This window comes from Allobaculum fili, from assembly GCF_020969955.1.
In the GTDB taxonomy this organism is placed as follows: domain Bacteria; phylum Bacillota_I; class Bacilli_A; order Erysipelotrichales; family Erysipelotrichaceae; genus Allobaculum; species Allobaculum fili.
This window is the reverse complement of record NZ_JAHDSX010000002.1, coordinates 1-16,183: the sequence shown is the minus strand read 5'-3', so window position 1 is coordinate 16,183 and position 16,183 is coordinate 1. Positions and strand designations below refer to the sequence as shown.

Annotated in this window: 14 protein-coding genes; 4 read left to right on the top strand and 10 right to left on the bottom strand. The window is 51.0% G+C overall.

Annotated elements, in window-relative coordinates:
• Positions 1 to 83 precede the first annotated feature (83 nt).
• The 5 genes from Afil_RS00825 to Afil_RS00805 form a co-directional block, all read right to left on the bottom strand.
• Complete coding sequence (locus tag Afil_RS00825; RefSeq protein WP_230266635.1) at positions 84 to 1,013, bottom strand: DHH family phosphoesterase; 930 nt, start codon at positions 1,011 to 1,013, stop codon at positions 84 to 86.
• Positions 1,000 to 2,193 carry an acetate/propionate family kinase gene (locus Afil_RS00820; protein ID WP_230266634.1) on the bottom strand — a complete coding sequence of 398 codons (1,194 nt, stop codon included), beginning with the start codon at positions 2,191 to 2,193 and terminating at the stop codon, positions 1,000 to 1,002. Before Afil_RS00820 ends, Afil_RS00825 begins: the two co-directional genes overlap by 14 nt.
• 381 nt (positions 2,194 to 2,574) lie before the next feature.
• Positions 2,575 to 2,880 carry a YlxM family DNA-binding protein gene (gene ylxM / locus Afil_RS00815; protein ID WP_230266633.1) on the bottom strand — a complete coding sequence of 102 codons (306 nt, stop codon included), beginning with the start codon at positions 2,878 to 2,880 and terminating at the stop codon, positions 2,575 to 2,577.
• A 6-nt stretch (positions 2,881 to 2,886) separates the two neighbouring features.
• Complete coding sequence (gene ftsY, locus Afil_RS00810; RefSeq protein WP_230266632.1) at positions 2,887 to 3,846, bottom strand: signal recognition particle-docking protein FtsY; 960 nt, start codon at positions 3,844 to 3,846, stop codon at positions 2,887 to 2,889.
• 97 nt (positions 3,847 to 3,943) lie between these two features.
• A complete protein-coding gene (locus Afil_RS00805) occupies positions 3,944 to 6,889 on the bottom strand; it encodes an SMC hinge domain-related protein (RefSeq protein ID WP_230266631.1) in 2,946 nt (981 codons plus the stop codon).
• Between the two features lie 394 nt (positions 6,890 to 7,283).
• On the opposite strand from Afil_RS00805, the gene trhA reads away from it, so the two are divergent.
• Positions 7,284 to 8,012 carry a PAQR family membrane homeostasis protein TrhA gene (gene trhA, locus Afil_RS00800; protein WP_230266630.1) on the top strand — a complete coding sequence of 243 codons (729 nt, stop codon included), beginning with the start codon at positions 7,284 to 7,286 and terminating at the stop codon, positions 8,010 to 8,012.
• 112 nt (positions 8,013 to 8,124) lie between these two features.
• The gene (locus Afil_RS00795; RefSeq protein ID WP_230266629.1) at positions 8,125 to 8,871 is read left to right on the top strand and encodes an SseB family protein; all 747 of its coding nucleotides are present in this window, start codon (positions 8,125 to 8,127) and stop codon (positions 8,869 to 8,871) included.
• A 116-nt stretch (positions 8,872 to 8,987) separates the two neighbouring features.
• Here Afil_RS00795 and Afil_RS00790 read toward each other — a convergent pair whose 3' ends face one another.
• From Afil_RS00790 to pyrH, 5 genes are all read right to left on the bottom strand, one after another.
• Positions 8,988 to 10,190 carry a M50 family metallopeptidase gene (locus Afil_RS00790; RefSeq protein ID WP_230266628.1) on the bottom strand — a complete coding sequence of 401 codons (1,203 nt, stop codon included), beginning with the start codon at positions 10,188 to 10,190 and terminating at the stop codon, positions 8,988 to 8,990.
• A 79-nt stretch (positions 10,191 to 10,269) separates the two neighbouring features.
• Positions 10,270 to 11,046, bottom strand: a complete 777-nt coding sequence (locus tag Afil_RS00785; protein ID WP_230266627.1) for a phosphatidate cytidylyltransferase — start codon at positions 11,044 to 11,046, stop codon at positions 10,270 to 10,272.
• Positions 11,036 to 11,773 carry an undecaprenyl pyrophosphate synthase gene (uppS, locus tag Afil_RS00780; RefSeq protein WP_255658125.1) on the bottom strand — a complete coding sequence of 246 codons (738 nt, stop codon included), beginning with the start codon at positions 11,771 to 11,773 and terminating at the stop codon, positions 11,036 to 11,038. Before uppS ends, Afil_RS00785 begins: the two co-directional genes overlap by 11 nt.
• Before the next feature lie 78 nt (positions 11,774 to 11,851).
• On the bottom strand, positions 11,852 to 12,397 hold the full coding sequence (gene frr, locus Afil_RS00775) for a ribosome recycling factor (RefSeq protein ID WP_230266625.1): 546 nt from the start codon (positions 12,395 to 12,397) through the stop codon (positions 11,852 to 11,854).
• A gap of 64 nt (positions 12,398 to 12,461) precedes the next feature.
• Positions 12,462 to 13,166 carry a UMP kinase gene (gene pyrH, locus Afil_RS00770; protein WP_230266624.1) on the bottom strand — a complete coding sequence of 235 codons (705 nt, stop codon included), beginning with the start codon at positions 13,164 to 13,166 and terminating at the stop codon, positions 12,462 to 12,464.
• Between the two features lie 400 nt (positions 13,167 to 13,566).
• Here pyrH and Afil_RS00765 point away from each other — a divergent pair, with 400 nt between their 5' ends.
• Both Afil_RS00765 and Afil_RS00760 read left to right on the top strand, forming a co-directional pair.
• Positions 13,567 to 14,286, top strand: coding sequence for an ABC transporter ATP-binding protein (locus Afil_RS00765; protein ID WP_230266623.1), 720 nt, complete (start codon positions 13,567 to 13,569; stop codon positions 14,284 to 14,286).
• Positions 14,279 to 15,901, top strand: coding sequence for a hypothetical protein (locus Afil_RS00760; protein ID WP_230266622.1), 1,623 nt, complete (start codon positions 14,279 to 14,281; stop codon positions 15,899 to 15,901). The genes Afil_RS00765 and Afil_RS00760 overlap by 8 nt, the downstream gene beginning before the upstream one ends.
• Positions 15,902 to 16,183: the final 282 nt, after the last annotated feature.

Below are 16,183 nucleotides of genomic sequence, written 5' to 3'. Positions count from 1 at the left end.
CGGACAGCCGAATTTATCGCTTGAATTTTGTATTTGAAATCTCCTGATCCCGTTTCTGGAATCGTTCGATTCCCATATTGCATCTAGTCTTTGGAAAGCGAAAGTCTGCGCAGCTGCTGCGTGATCGTTTCCACGTCGGCAGCGGTAAGATTCTTAACGCCGCAGGCGTTTTTATGACCGCCGCCATGCCATTCGTTGGCCAGCGCGTCGACCGCGATCGAGCGCGAACGCAGCGAACCGCGATAATGCACGCCGTCAGATTCCTCAGTAAAGAGCGCCCAGATTTCCACGCCATCCAGATTGCCCATGATGTTGACCACCGATTTGGCGTCTTCAAAAGGCAGTCCGATGGACAGGTAGTCTTCCCGGCTCATCACCGCAATCGCCAGACGATCGAGTACGCAAAGTTTCGAAAGCACCTTGCCTTCATAGACGCTGCGCGAAACGGTTTTGGAATAGAGATTCAGCGCCGCTTTCTGCACGCTTGCGCCCTGGCCGACCAGCCACGCTGCGGCTTCAAACGTCGCCGGACTGACGTTGGGCAACGTAAAGCGCTGGGTATCGGACATCAGAGCTTCCATGAAATGCTGGGCAGCCTTAGGCGTCAGCGTTTCGCCATGCTTTTTAAGAATATCGACTGCGGTCTGAGCAGCGGCCGCCGATTTTTCATCGACGTAATCAAGATCGCCGTAGTCTTCGAGCTGAATGTGGTGGTCAATACGGGCAATCTTTTTTGCCCGGGTAAAGCGAAGATCATCCACACGCTCGCCGGTCGCGGTATCGCACAGAAGCGCTAAAGACTGTTCCATCTGTGCATCGCTGATCGAATCCATGCCCTCCTGGCTCCCCGCCATGAGGATCGTCTTGTCTGGATAGCGTGCTTTTAAAAACTCAGCCATACCCATCTGCGTACCCAGGGCGTCGGGGTCCGGAAAAAAATGATGGAATACGACGATCGACTCTGCCTGATCAAATGCGTCAAACAGAGGCTGTACTTCTTTATTCAGCGGCAAGATTTTTGTAGGCGTCGCGGGCAATCATGACTTCTTCATCTGTCGGAATGACATACACGTCCATGGAAGAGTCATCTGCAGAAATTTTCACTTCCTTGCCGCGGCAGTTGTTGGCTTCGTGATCGAGTTTTACACCCAGAGCAGCGAGACCGTCGATGATGGCTTCACGGGTTGTGATGGAGTTTTCGCCAATGCCTCCCGCAAACAGAATGGCATCTGCGCCGCCCATCAGGGCATAGTAGCCGCCTACGGTTTCAATAACGCGGTCATCGAAAATCTTGCTGGCGAGTTTTGCGCGTTCGTTGCCTTCCTTGGCTGCGTTTTCGATATCGCGGCTGTCGGAAGATACGCCGGATACGCCAAGCAGACCGGATTTCTTGTTGAGGATATTGTCGACTTCCTGTGCAGTCAGGTTATGACGCTGCATCAGAACGCCTGGGATGGCTGGATCGATGTCCCCGGAACGGGTACCCATTTCGATACCGGCCAGCGGAGTCAGACCCATGGACGTCTTGAAGGATTTGCCGTCTTTAACCGCGGTGATGGAACCGCCGTTTCCGAGGTGGCAGGTGATGATCTGAACGTCTTCCGGCTTCTTGCCAGTGATTTCGGCATAGCGCTGCGTCAGATACTTGTGGCTTGTTCCGTGGAAGCCGTAGCGGCGGATTTTATCTTCTTCGTAGTATTCGTAAGGAATCGGGTAGATGAAGTTTTCTGCCGGCATCGTCTGATGGAAGGCTGTATCAAAAACAAAAGTCTGGCTGGCATCGGGGAGCAGTTTGGAGAAGGATTTGTATCCTACAAGACCTGCCGGGTTGTGCAGCGGTGCAAGGGGGATACACTCTTCGACTTTTTCAACCGCATCGGCGCTGGCTTCAACGGAATCCGAGTAGAATTCGCCGCCGTGTACGATACGATGGCCAACGGCTTTGATATCATCGAGGGAATTTACAACGTGGTGCTCGAGCAGAGCGTCAACGAGCATGCGTACTGCAGCTTCGTGATCCGGGATATCGCAGGTGGTGGTGTATTTCTGACCGTCCACGGTAATGGAGAACACTCCATCGTTTAAACCAATACGTTCAACAAGTCCTTTGGCGAGAACTTTTTCTTCCGGCATTTCATAAACCTGGAATTTCAGGGAAGAGCTGCCGGCATTGACTGACATAACAATTGCCATTTTAAAAATCTCCTTTTCTCTAGGTTTCGCTTCTTTCAGTGTACAACCTTTTTCATCCGCAGATGAATCCCTGTGATTTCCGTCCTAGAAATTGAAATATTTACCGCAATTACGGAAAACGAAGGGAGACTTGCTGCGCGGTTTCGAACGATCGAAAAACCGCTTGTGTATAAGCGATTGGCTTTTCTGGTCACTCGAGCAGGTGGACCGGCACCGCGGACCTCCAGTACGTCGAGCGCAAATTTTGCAAAGACAATTCAAAACCGAAACAAAACGGATTTCGAAAAAAAAGGCAGAGGCTTTTCTTCCTCTGCCGTAGTTCTGAATGGATCCATGTCTGGACGCGCAGGCGGGAGCCGGCTGCAGGCATAGATGGATTTTTTAATCGGACGCGCCGATCGCTTCGAGCTTTTCTTCGAGCACTCTGGCTTCGGGATGGTCCGCGATATAGTCGTTAATAATTTTTCGATACGCCAGAAGATGGAGCTTTTCTTCGTACTGCTCCATGGCGCTTACCCCTTTTTGAAGGGCGTCATACACCGCTGCTTTGGAAATGCCGAGATTTTCCCGGATTTCCGAAAGCGAAAAGTCTTCCTGGAAATAAAGCGAAAGCACTTCCTGCTGTCTGGGCGAAAGCAGGAGGCTGTACAGATCAAACAGATCGTTGGCTTCAAGATGCGAAATCATGTTCGACTAGTCTTCCAGTCCTTTGGTGATGCCGATCAGATAGGAAGACAGATCGAACGGGCGCAGATCTTCCGGTTTTTCACCCAGTCCGAGGAAACGGACCGGCAGACCGAGCTGATCGCGGATCGCCATAACGACGCCGCCTTTTGCGGTACCATCCATTTTGGTCAGGATAATACCCGTTACCGGGGTGACCTCCATGAATTCCTTCGCCTGCGAAATGCCGTTCTGTCCGGTTGTCGCATCGAGAACGAGCCACGTTTCGTGCGGGGCGCCTTCGATTTCGCGTCCGGCAACACGGCTCATCTTTTCGAGCTCTTTCATCAGATTCGTCTTGTTCTGAAGGCGGCCGGCGGTATCGCAGATCAGCACATCGATCTGGTTGTCTTTTGCGTAGCGGCAACCGTCTACAATAACACTGGCCGGATCCTGCTTTTCCTTGCCGGCGATGCACGGGGCGTTCAGCCGTTCGGCCCAGATTTCAATCTGTTCGACTGCCCCGGCACGGAACGTATCGGCGGCTGCTGCAGCCACCGTCTTTCCGGTTTCCTGGAAGAAGTTGATCAGCTTTGCGGTTGTGGTCGTTTTTCCCGATCCGTTGACGCCAACCATCAGGATGACGGTCGGACCGTTTTCGTTGAAGTGCCACGGTTCTTCTTTTTCCGGGTTGTAGAAATCGTAAAGAATCTGAATCAGGTAGTCTTCCATGGAATCGTAGTTTTTGATTTCCTTGGAACGGGCTTCAAATTCGTCCACGATTTTCTGTGCGGTGTGAATGCCCATGTCGCTTTCGAGCAGGATGATCATGATCTCTTCGAGAAGTTCATCGTTGATGCCATGAAAGCTGTTGGACAGCGCGCGGATCCGGTCGCCGAAGCTTTTCCGGCTTTTGGAAAGCCCGCTGAGGTATTTGTCCTTGTCTTTGGAACGGACAAACTTGGATTTCAGTTTTTCAAAAAAGGCCATGCCAAGCCCTCCTTCTCCGGCTAGAGTTCCGGTTCATACTTTTTTTCAGTGATTTTTTCTGGTGATTTCTGGTTCTTTGCTGCTATATCCAATGCGCTTAAGCCTGCGCTGGTTCGCCTGCTGCTCCAGCTGCGTCCTTGAGCTGAACTTTGAGCACCTGGCTGACGCCGTCTTTTTGCATGGTAATGCCAAAGAGCGTGTCGCACTGCTCCATCGTTCCCGGACGGTGCGTTACGGTAATGAACTGCGACTGGTCCTTGAAGCGCTTGAGGTAGCGAGCGAAGCGTTCTACATTGGCCTGGTCAAGGGCCGCTTCCGCTTCGTCAAAAATACATAAAGGTACGGTTCTAGCTTTTAATATAGCAAACAGCACCGAGATCGCAATCAGCGCCTTTTCCCCGCCGGAGAACGTCTGCAGATTCTTGACGGATTTTCCAGGGGGCTGTACATCGACATCGACGCCGCTTTCTAACAGGTTATCCGGTTCGCAGAGAACGAGCCGGCAGCGGCCGCCGCCAAACATGGACTGGAACACTTCATCGAGACAGCCGTTGATGCGGTCGAACATGTCCTTGAACTGGGTGATCATGGTCTGATCCATTTCATCGACGGCGCCGAGAATCTGTTCGCTGGCGGATATGAGCTCTTCCATCTGCGATGTAAGGAACTCATAGCGTTCCCGCACTTCCTTGAGCTGTTCGGGCGCTTCGAGGTTCACGCTGCCCAGCGCGACGATCTGCGAGCGCAGTTTCTTGACCTGCGCTCTGGCCGACACGACTTCGATCGGCTGCATTTTCGCTTTTGCGGCTTCAAACGTCAGCGAATAATCCGAACCAAGACGGAGCAGATCCTGTTCAAGACGGGTCTGAATACGGGCGAGTTCGGACTGCACTTTCGACGTTTTTTCCATCAGACTCGTCAGCTCGCGTCTGGCGTTTCGCAGCGTTTCGCTGGCTCTGGCGCTCTGTTCGTGCAGAGCGGTTTTCTTTTCCTGGTCCATGCGAATCTGCGCGTTGAGCTCATCGGACTTCGCGTGAAGGGCCGAAATGCGTTCAACAAGTTCGGTCGCCGCATCCGCGCCGGTTTCTTCATCCAGAACCGGATCGAGATTGAGCTGGGCGATCTGTCTCTGGAGCGATTCGTATTTTTCCTTTTTGACCTGCACGATGCTGGCGAGCTTTTCCTGCTCGATTTTCATCTGAAGCAGTTCACTGCCCATCTGCGACGTCTGCGCCTGCGCCTGATCGAATTCTCTTTGCAAATCGCCAAGCGCTTCCCTGCGCGCTGCGATTTCATCGAGCAGACGTTCCTTTTCCTTTTTCAGAGCCGGAATCGGGTTGACGTTTGGACGAAGCGATCCGCCGGTCATGGCACCGCCCGCGTGAACGACGTCGCCGCCAAGCGTAACGATCTTAACCGACTGACGCAGCGCCCGGGCGGCCTGGTTGGCTTCTTCCAGACTGGAGGCAATCAGAATATTGCCCAGCAGGCGGTCGCGCAGCGCTTCATAGCGCGGTTTGCATCGAACGAAGCGGCTGGCTTCGCCAAGAATGCCGTGCTGCTTAATGGCGATCGAGCGCTGCCAGTCCTGCAGATACCTTCCCTTGCATACCGAAAGCGGCAGGAACGTCGCCCGGCCTGCGCCGGAGCGTTTCAGCCAGCCGATGGCCCGACGGGCATCGCTGTCGCTTTCCACAACAATCTGTTCGTTTGCGGAACCGAGCGCGACAGAAATCGCGTTCATGTATTCGTCGTCGCATTCGAGCAGATCCTGCACGAGACCGCAAATGCCGGAAAGGCGGGAGGCATTGTGCATAACGGCCTGTACGCCATGGTTACGATAAGGCGGATGAGCCAGACGGGATTCGACACCGGCGAGCTGGTTCTGAAGCGAATGAATCTCGTTTTCGATGCGGCGGCTTTCTTCGACCAGACGACGGCTTTCGCCTAATGCCTTCTGCTGGTGACTTTCCCGGGTCTGCGTATCGAGTTTCATAGCCGCCAGTCTTCGCCGGCGGTCTTCGTATTCGTATTTGGCTTCTGAAAACAGTTCGAGAAGCGACTGGGCTCTGGCCTGCTTGTCCGCAGAAGAGAGCGAAATTTTGCGCCGCTCATCCAGAATGGCTTTCTGCTTGTTTAAGGAAACCGACTCTTCCATGACGCGGGCCAGCTCGTTCTGCAGATTCACGAGTCTTGCGTCGGTATGCCGGATTTCCTCCTGCAGTGCTTCCATCTGCTGATCCGCTTCCATACTGATGCGGTTCTGTTCATTCTGACGGGTCTGCATGCGCTCAAGCGCAGCTTTCTGTTCCAGTTCCTTTTCCTTGTTTTCTTCGATCTGCATCGCCAGAAGCGAAATCTCGATATCCGCAAGTTCCTTCTTGCAGGCCAGATACTGTTCCGCTTTCTCAGCCTGACGTTCGAGCGTCTTCATCTGAGACGCGCAAGAATCAACCTGATCCTGTACACGTTCCAGATTGGCTTTGACGTTTTCGAGCTTGGCCAGCGAAATCTTTTTGCGCTTTTTGTATTTGGCTACACCGGCCGCTTCTTCAAAAAGCAGACGGCGTTCTTCCGGCCGTGCATCCGCAAAAGAAGAAATGTTGCCCTGCGAAATAATGGAAAGAGAATCTCTTCCCAGGCCGGTATCCATAACCAGATCCTGAATATCCTTCAGACGGCAGGGCGTTTTGTTGATCCAGTTGAAAATTTCCGAGGATCCGCGCTGAATCTGTCTGGTGATCTCAATTTCTTCATAGGGGGAATCAAAGATTTTCTGCGAGTTGTCGAAAACGAGCGTAACCCGGGCAATGTTGACCGGCTTGCGGCTCTGGCTTCCCGCGAAAATCATTTCATTCAGGCTGGATCCGGAACGCAGTGATTTAGCAGACTGCTCGCCTAACGCAAAGCGAACGGCATCGGTGATGTTGCTCTTTCCGCAGCCGTTTGGACCGACGATGCCGGTCAGCGGTTCTTCAAAGTTCAGAACGCTTCGATTGGCAAAGCTTTTGTATCCGCTTAGTTCAATCCGTTTTAAGAACATTGGCGCCCTCCTTTTCCTGAATGCCTATTTTCTCATTAGTGGGCCCTCTTTTCAAATCTGCCTTGCCTATGCGAAAAACGCACTGCCTGTCGTCTTATCCAGCGTGAAGACATCCGCTGGAGAAACGATGATCCACATATGATGATCCATATATATGGAACGAAAGACCGGAAGCGGGCAACCAGACGCCGCAAATCAAGAGGTACATGCTTCAGGCAGAAGAAGGGATCAAAGACACCCCTTCCAGTCTGTATTTCTGACGTTTTCCAAAGGACAGGTCTTACATCTGGTTTTAATATCTAGATTACAGTAGAATAAAAACTAGTTAGAGAGCCTCTGCAAACCCGGCTGCACCGGCCTGCACGCTTCTCCATTTTTCGAAAGGAGTTTCCGTATGGAATCTGTTCTTCATTCTTCTCTGCCCAATCCCAATCTTTCCGATCAGCCGGAAGAGCCAAACCATAAACCCAAAATGAGCCGCCGCCTGATGAAAGATACGTTTCATCTCAGCTTTGGCGAGGAAGTCGGCAACGCCGTCAGCCATGGCGTGATGATGTTTCTTCTCCTGTTTGCGATGCCCGTTCTTTCCGTCATCGCCTGGCAGAAAGCGGGCTGGCTGGGAACGGTCGGCATCGGCATTTACCTGATCTGCATGATCTTCATGTTTGGCGGAAGCTGTCTCTATCACATCATGCCCTACGATACGACCTGGAAAATGGTCTTTCGAAAACTGGATCACATCTCGATTTTGTTAGCGATCGCGGGGACGTATACGCCCATCTGTCTGGTTCTGCTTGGCGGTCCAGTCGGCTACGCCATTCTCGCACTGGAATGGATTCTGGCCATTGCAGGCATTCTTCTCAAAAGCATTTCCAAATACTCCCATCCGGCGATTTCCATGACGCTCTACATGTTAATGGGATGGATGGCGATCTTCGTTCTGCCACTGGTCTGGATGAAATGCGGTCCCGTCTTTGTGCTTCTGATTGCGGGTGGCGGCATTTTCTATACCATCGGCGCCTTCTTCTACGCCCGGAAGAAACCGTATGCCCATTTTGTCTGGCATCTGATGATTGCTGCGGCAGCAATTCTTCACCTTTGCGCCATTATGATTTATCTTTAATTGACAAATTCCTCCTCGTGTTCATGGAACAGATGACAGGTCCGGTTTTTGATGTCAAAATGAAGAAAATCTGACCGTTCTTGTGGGAACCGGTCTTAAGAAAGGTGATTTTATGGCTTTATCTACACTTCCTCTTGGACAGCTGATTACGAATTTTGTTCAGGACAAGAGCGAAAAAAACGCGAAGCTCCTTTACGAGGGCTTTCCCAAATCAAACTATTACATCATTCTGACCGAGGCCCCGAAGCCTGCCGATCTCAGCAATCCGGACTTTCTGGACACTGCCCCGCTCGACCTCATCGACTTTCAATCTTCCAAAGGCAGCATTGTGCCGGTGTTCACCGACAAGGACGAACTGGGAAAACAGAAACTTTCCCGTCACGCGATTCAGATCAGCTTCCAGGGACTGCTGAAGCTGCTGCGTGCGCATAAGGAAATCGGCTTCCTGCTCTTCAATCCGGAAGGCACGCCGATCACCTTTGATAAGGAAAGCTTCCTTGGCTCCTTCCAGGAAGCCAGAGTCAGCTCCCATGCCGGTACCATCGAAGCCGGTGTAGCCGTTTCCTTCTTTGAAGATGTCCATGAAGCAAAACCGGCAGCCGTTCTCTCTCTGGCCAAAACAGCCGCTTTAGATCCAGATATCGCCCGTCTCTGGCTGGTACGTACGCAGGAAGAAGGACAGCCTGAAGGCTGGGGCGTTGTCGCGGATATCGATTCCGGCGACCTTAACAAGACGATTCCCGTTGCTTCGGCTTTTCTGAGCGTTCAGAAAGCCGGTCCAATGCGCGCCTTTCTGGCCGATGACGAACTCGTTTCCAAAGTCGTGGAAACATTCAAACCCGTTTACATTCGTAAATAAACCTTCAAAGGGCGGCAGCAGATCGCAAAATCTGCTGCCGCCCTTTTTGATATGGACAAATAATTCAGAAAGTTTTTCTAGCCTGAATTTGGCTGAGAATTGGTTTCCACTTCCTATTACAGGAAGAAGTTTACGATATCGTTCCAGGTGGCGAAGATGAGCAGTCCGAAGAGAAGAACATAGCTTCCCAGAATGGCCCATTCGAACGCCTTGCGCGGCATCTTTTTCCGGAAGAGCTTTTCAAACAGGAGGATGAAAATGCGTCCTCCATCCAGAGCGGGCAGCGGGAGCAGGTTGAAGATGCCGACGTTCAGGGAGATCAGCGCGCAAAGAGCGATATACGGCATCCAGCCGTAGCTGACAATCTGATCGGTCATTTTGTAAATGCCGACCGGACCGGAGAGAGATTCCGTTCCTTTGCCCTGCGTGAGATTGCCCAGCGAGCGGAAGATCAGCATGGTATTGTCCCAGAGTTCATCCCAGGCGTAGCCGATGCATTCCAGACCATGGACTTCTTTGAACGAAGCTGCCGCGGAAAAGCCAAGAAGATAGGAGCGGCTTTCTTCGTTTAACTGCGGTGTCATTTTCAGTTCCACTTCCTGATTGTCCCGCAATACGGTGTAGACGGATTCGCCGTGATTGTAGACGAGAAACTCCGTAACATCATCGAGTTCTTTTGGTTCAACTGTGCTGCCGTCTTCGGCCGTAATTTTGACGATGCGATCGCCTGGCTGCAGACCGCCTTCCTGCGCGGGGGAGTTTTCAAAGACTTCCGCAACGACTGGCTCAGTCGGCATTGGAACATAACCGCGCGCGCCGATGAACACCGCCATAAGACAGAGAGCCAGAACGATGTTCATCGTCACACCGGCAAGAAGGACGATGACCTGCTGCCAGGCGGGACGATGATCGAGTTTCTGTTCAGGCGGAACTTTCGCGTTCCAGTCTTCCTCTTCATCCGCTTCTTTTTCTTTCGTCTTATCATCCGAAAGCACGGGGATTTCCTGTTTTAATTCATCGGATGCTTCGGAATAGTCTGCATCGACGACTTCCCTGGCATCGTCTTCGGCTTCTTCCGCCTCCGGGTATTCGCCCGTATCGGAAGCGATGCTCACATAGCCGCCCAGCGGAATGGCACGAATGGAAAAGATCGTATTTTTGCCTTTTCTCTGGTAAATGGCCGGACCCATGCCGATGGAAAATTCGTGACAGTGAATGCCAAAAGCTCTCGCTGCCAGAAAGTGGCCCAGCTCATGAATAATAACGATTAGCCCGAGCATGAAAATAAATGCCAGCAGGCTGATCAGGACATTGATCATATGGATTCCTTTCTAAAACGTGAATCGAAAAACGCGCCGATACGAAAGGTACAGGCGCGTTGATTATATCCAATAAATCTTAAAGAAAGCTGTAGAGAATCCCAAATAACAGGAAATTCATCAGCAGAGAATCGACCCGGTCGAGCACGCCGCCATGTCCTGGAAGCAGGGAGGAAAAATCCTTGATGCGATAGTGGCGCTTGAAAACCGAGAAGCAGAGATCGCCCAGTTCGGCGAAAACCGGAGCGAGAATGCAGACGGCAAGATTCAGGCCAAAATTAAGGCCCTTCACATAGAACAGGCTGACCAGGAAGGAAAGCAGAAAGCCAAACACCCAGCCGCCAAAGAGGCCTTCCCAGGTCTTCTTCGGAGAAACGCGCTCAATCATCTTATGCCTGCCAAAGAACCGGCCCGCAAAGTAGGCACCGGTATCGCTGCCGTACGTAGCCAGAACGACGGTCCACAAGTAGGACGGCTGATCCATGAAAAACTGCATGCAGAGATACGCCATTCCAAAAATGACGAGAAACGCGAGGGTTGCAAAACAGTTTGTTTCATCAAAGCTCTTCACAAAAACAGGGAGTGCCCAGATCAGCAGAATCATCGGCATGACGTAGGTATACAGAACGCGAGAGCCAAAATAGCCAATTGCCCAGGGTAGTCCCAAAACCCAGAGAATGGAAATTGCGGTTACGGGAATTCCCCATTTTTTATAGTTTTTCAGGCAATGGAGCCATTCATAGGCACCGGCGCCGACAATGAAGACGGCAAGAATCTGCAGAGCCGTTCCGCCAGCCAGAATGGGATAGAGAACGACCGCTATAATCGCAATAGCCGTCAGAATTCTAGTTTTCATCGACCAGTCCTCCAAAGCGGCGGCTGCGGTGCGCGAATTCTTTCAGGCATTCATCGAGTGCAGCTTCATCAAAATCCGGCCATGCGATCGGCGTAAAAATCATTTCCGCGTATGCGATCTGCCAGAGCAGGAAGTTCGAGATACGCACTTCCCCGCTCGTGCGAATCAGAAGATCGATATCTTCTGGAACGAAAAGATAGGAAGAAAATTCTTCTTCGCTCAGATCGTTTTTCCGTTCGCCTTCAGCGACTTCATCGGCATACTTCTGCATCCCAAGTAACATTTCGCGGCGGCTTCCGTAATCAATCGCCAGACAGAGTTCCATACCCTTGTTGTGGCTGGTCTGCCGTACGGCTTTTTCAATGACATCCCGGGTATTCTGGGGGAAGCGTTCAATTTCTCCCGCAAACGTTACGCGAATGTCGTTGTCCATGAGTTCCTGAATGAATCTGGAGAAAAACATTCCCGGCAGCTTGCATAAATAGGAGACTTCATCTTCCGGTCTTTTCCAGTTTTCCGTGGAGAAGGCATACAGAATCAGTTTTTCGACACCGCGTCTCTGTGCTTCGAGCGCGATATCGCGTACCCGGTCCGCTCCTTTTTTGTGACCGGCGGTTCTGGGCAGTCCGCGGGACTTAGCCCATCGCCCATTACCATCCATGATAATGGCGACCGTCTTTGGAATGTTTTCCATAGTTCGTTCCTCTTTTACATAATCGAAAAACAGTCACAGCCGGCAGTTTCCGGCTGTGCTGTTTCTTTTAAAAAAGCCCATAGCGGGCTTTTTGAATGGGTTTCTAAATGTTTAGCCGAGCAGATCTTTTTCTTTAGCGTCTGCGAGCGTATCCACTTTCTTCACGTATTTGTCCGTGAGTTTCTGGCAGTCGTCGAGCCATTCCTTCTGGATATCTTCGGAAATTTCCTTGTCTTTCTTGATCTTGTCGTTGGCATCGCGGCGGATGTTGCGCAGATTGACTTTGGCCTGGTCTGCGTATTTCTTCGCTTCTTTCGCGAGTTCTTTACGACGATCGGTTGTCAGAGGCGGCACGTTGATGCGGATGCAGTCGGCTTCAGCCTGCGGGGTAACGCCAAGGTTGGCAGCGGAAATGGCATGGTTGATGCCTTTGACCATGGAACGGTCGTATGGCTTAACCACGAGCTGCGTTCCTTCGAGAACGGAGATTTTTGCCATCTGGTTGATCGGTGTCATTTCGCCGTAATAATCTACGCGAACGCGATCGAGCATGGACGCGGAAGCGCGGCCGGTACGGATGGTTTTGAGGTTATTTTCAAAGTTTTCAATGACTTCATCCATTTCCAGTTCAGCCATTTCAAGATACTGGTTTTCCATATTTTTCTCCTTATTACTTAGGCGGATCAGAACTTCTGATCCAGAGCGTTGGGCAAATGGGTCTCTAGCGGGTGATGGTTGTTCCGTCTACTTCGCCGAGAACCGCTTTTTCAATGTTGCCCGGTTCATTCATGTTGAAGACAACAAGATCAATGTCATTATCCATGCACATGGAAATGGCGGTCGAATCCATGACTTTCAGATCTTTGTTGAGCAGATCGAGATAGGTCAGATGATCGTAGCGTTTGGCGTCCGGGTTCTTTTTCGGGTCGCTGTCATAAACACCGTCCACACCGTTTTTCGCCATCAGAATGACATCGGCATCAATTTCGCTTGCGCGAAGAGCAGCCGTTGTATCGGTCGAGAAATACGGCGATCCGGTTCCGGCACCGAAAATAACGACACGGCCTTTTTCGAGATGACGCAGAGCACGGCGCAGGATGAATGGCTCAGCCACTTTCTGCATTTCGACTGCAGTCTGCACGCGGGTATCTACGCCTTCGTTTTCCAGCGCATTCTGGACAGCCAGCGCGTTGATGACCGTTCCCAGCATCCCCATATAATCGGCCTGCGCACGGTTCATTCCCATATCCTGAATCTGTTTGCCGCGGATGAAGTTTCCGCCTCCCACGACAATTGCGAGTTCGACGCCTGTTTCTTTAACAGCCTTGAGTTCCTTCGCCAGCGTTTTCAGAATCGCCGGGTCCAGGTTGATGTCTTTTGAGGACAGCGCTTCACCGCTCAATTTAAGCAAAACACGTTTATACATTGGTTTATCGGTCCTTTTCATTCCCGTACATTATACATGAGGCTTGGTCAAAAAAATAGAAACGGCCATTGCGTGCAGACCATTCCCGGCTCTCCTTTTCTTCGCAGGATTTTTCCTGTTTTCTGCTGGGAAAATGACACCGTTTCTTTCCAAACTCATCCTGTCTGAATCAGGAAATTTCATTGCACACAGGATTGATTAAAAATTCCCGATTCCTTTTCTAACATTTTTGAAAATCCGTTGATTACCTTTTCGGGCAATTCAATAATGGAAACAGTTTTCGTCTGCCCTCGTTCTGGTCAGAGAGCGGCCAGAATCCAGAAGAAGCAGCCGAAAACCGGTATCCGGAATTTCCGGACCGATTTTCCCTTTGCTTTTCAGGGAAAGAAAGGAAATCCTTATGATTCAGCTTTGCGATGTAACAAAGACCTTTGGCAATAAAACCGCTGTGGATCACTGCACCGCAGAAATTCCCGCCGGATCGATCACGGGCTTTATCGGTCCAAACGGCGCGGGCAAAACAACCACCCTCAACATGATCACCGGAATTCTCCATTCCGATGAAGGTACCATTCTCATCGACGGAATCGACATTTCCAAAGAGCCAGAAGAGGCTAAGAAGAAACTGTCGTTCGTTCCCGATTCCCCTGACCTCTTCTTGCGGCTCAGCGGTATGGAATATATCGAAATGATGGCCGCCATTTACGAAGTGGATCCGGAAACAGCGAAAAAGCGAACCGAAGAGCTCGCCGCCGAATTTGAAATGACGGACGCGCTCTCGCAGAAAATTGCCTCCTATTCCCACGGCATGCGTCAGAAAACCATTCTGATCGGCGCTCTCGTCTCCAATCCGGACAACTGGATTCTCGACGAACCGATGACCGGTCTGGATCCGACATCTTCCTTTTTGTTAAAGAAGAAAATGAAAGAACATGCCGCAAACGGAAATACGGTCCTGTTCTCTACCCACGTTCTGGAAGTCGCAGAAAAACTGTGTGACAAAATTCTGATGATCAAGAGCGGTCAGATCGTGTATGACGGAACGCTCGGGGCGCTCCGCGATCTGTATCCGGATCGTTCGCTGGAAGAAATCTTCCTGGAGGTTACCGCCGATGCATAAGATGCTGGTGCTGACGAAATATCTGCTCAAAGGTACCTTCTCTTCCACAAAGAACAATTTCTTCGGCAAAAAATTTCTGACCGGGCTTGGCGCAGCTGTTCTGATGGTGCTGCTTGCACTTGGTATAGCTGTGCAGTTTGGCGTGATCTATCAGATGGGTTTTGTGAAGATGGCCGTTCAGATGACATTCTTCTTTACCGCCATCCTCTGTATGGTCCAGCTGCTCTACATGTTTCCTTCCATCTTCTACTTTTCGCAGGATGCGCGTTTTCTCCTTCCGCTTCCGCTGAAACCCTGGCAGATTGTCGGAGCGAAAACGATCGTTGTCTTCCTGTCTGTCCTTCCTTTCGCCGTCGTGATCGGTCTTGGAAGCATTGGGGCAGCTGCCTTCCTGCACGCGCTGTCGATTGGACAGATTCTGGCCATGGCCCTGTCCATGGTTCTGAGTCTGCTTTCTATGGTCTTTATCATGGGACTGATTATCCTGCTTGTGATGCGGTTCCTTCCGTTCTTTCACAATAAGGATGTATTCAATCTGATCTTCGGTGCAGTCAGCATCATCTTTGCGATCGCCATCAGCATGTCTTCCATGTATGCCGGTCAGATCGGTGCACAGACCGATAACGTTATGGCGATTCTCACGAACAATCCGGAAATGTTTTCCATGGGAAGCAACATCATCTTTCAGACAAACTGGTCGGTTTCCTTCATTCTTGACGGATCCTTCCTCTCGCTGCTCTGGCTGCTTCTTTGCACCGTCATCAGCGCGCTGGCTTTCGCCTGGTGCGCTGATCGGTTCTATCTGCCCGCCGTCATGAGCTCGCAGGCTTCATCCTCTTCCGTTCAGAAAAAGAAAGCCGTCTTTTCGAGAAAGAAGCAGACCGCATTTCGTCAGCTGCTCAAAACCGATCTGAAAAATCTTCTGCGCTCGCCGACCTATCTGATCAACTGCGTCTTTTCTTCCTTCCTTGGTCCGATCATTATTCTGATCGTGATTCTGAACAATCCGTCGATTGCAGAACTGATGGATATGGCGAAGCAGGTAAATATCGCTTCTCTCGACCTGTCCATGCAGATTGGCCTGCCGATTCTGGCCGCTTCGGTTCTTGTTCTCTTCAGCGGAGACATGAACATGATTGCCGCCACGGCGATTACCCGGGAAGGGCAGCGCGGCGTGGACTGGATGAAAAGCATTCCGGTACCCTTCCTGACCCAGATTCATGTCAAACTGGTGACCGCCTATCTGTTTACCTTCTTTCCAACGCTCCTTTATCTCGTTTTGATTCACTACATGATCAGCATCCCCTTCTGGATGGACATTCTGTTCATTCTGACCTCGGCTCTGGTTTCCATTCCTGCCTGCCAGTCGGGTGCGATTGTAGACCTTCTCTTTCCCAGACTGAACTGGAGTACCGAATACGAAGCGCTCAAAAACAACTGGTCGGCTGCCGGCCTCATTATGGCGAACATGATTCTGTCCATTGCCTATGTCGCACTCATCCTTCTCTGCTTTGAATTTTTATGGGTTCCGACACTCCTCACAGTCATTGGCATCATTGTGCTGATCTTCCTGTATGAAGCCTGGATGAAACGCATCATTCAGAAGAAATACTAGAATTCTACGATTTGCGGGCTGTTCAAAAGCTCCGGACCCCCGCTTTGGTCAATTTGACCAGACTGCAGACGAAAAGCGCAGTTCTTCCCTTTTTTCCGTGGAAGAGCTGCGCTTTTTTCATTCCAATTTGAACTTATTCTGTGTTCGTTTTCCCTGTAAGCGTCAAATAAAAGACGGGTATTTTCTCGACCGCCTCCTTGGGATAATTCCTTTATTCAAGGAGGCTTTTTCATGGAATCAATCATCCCTGCAATCGATCTCGGTATCGATTTCTCCAAAGTT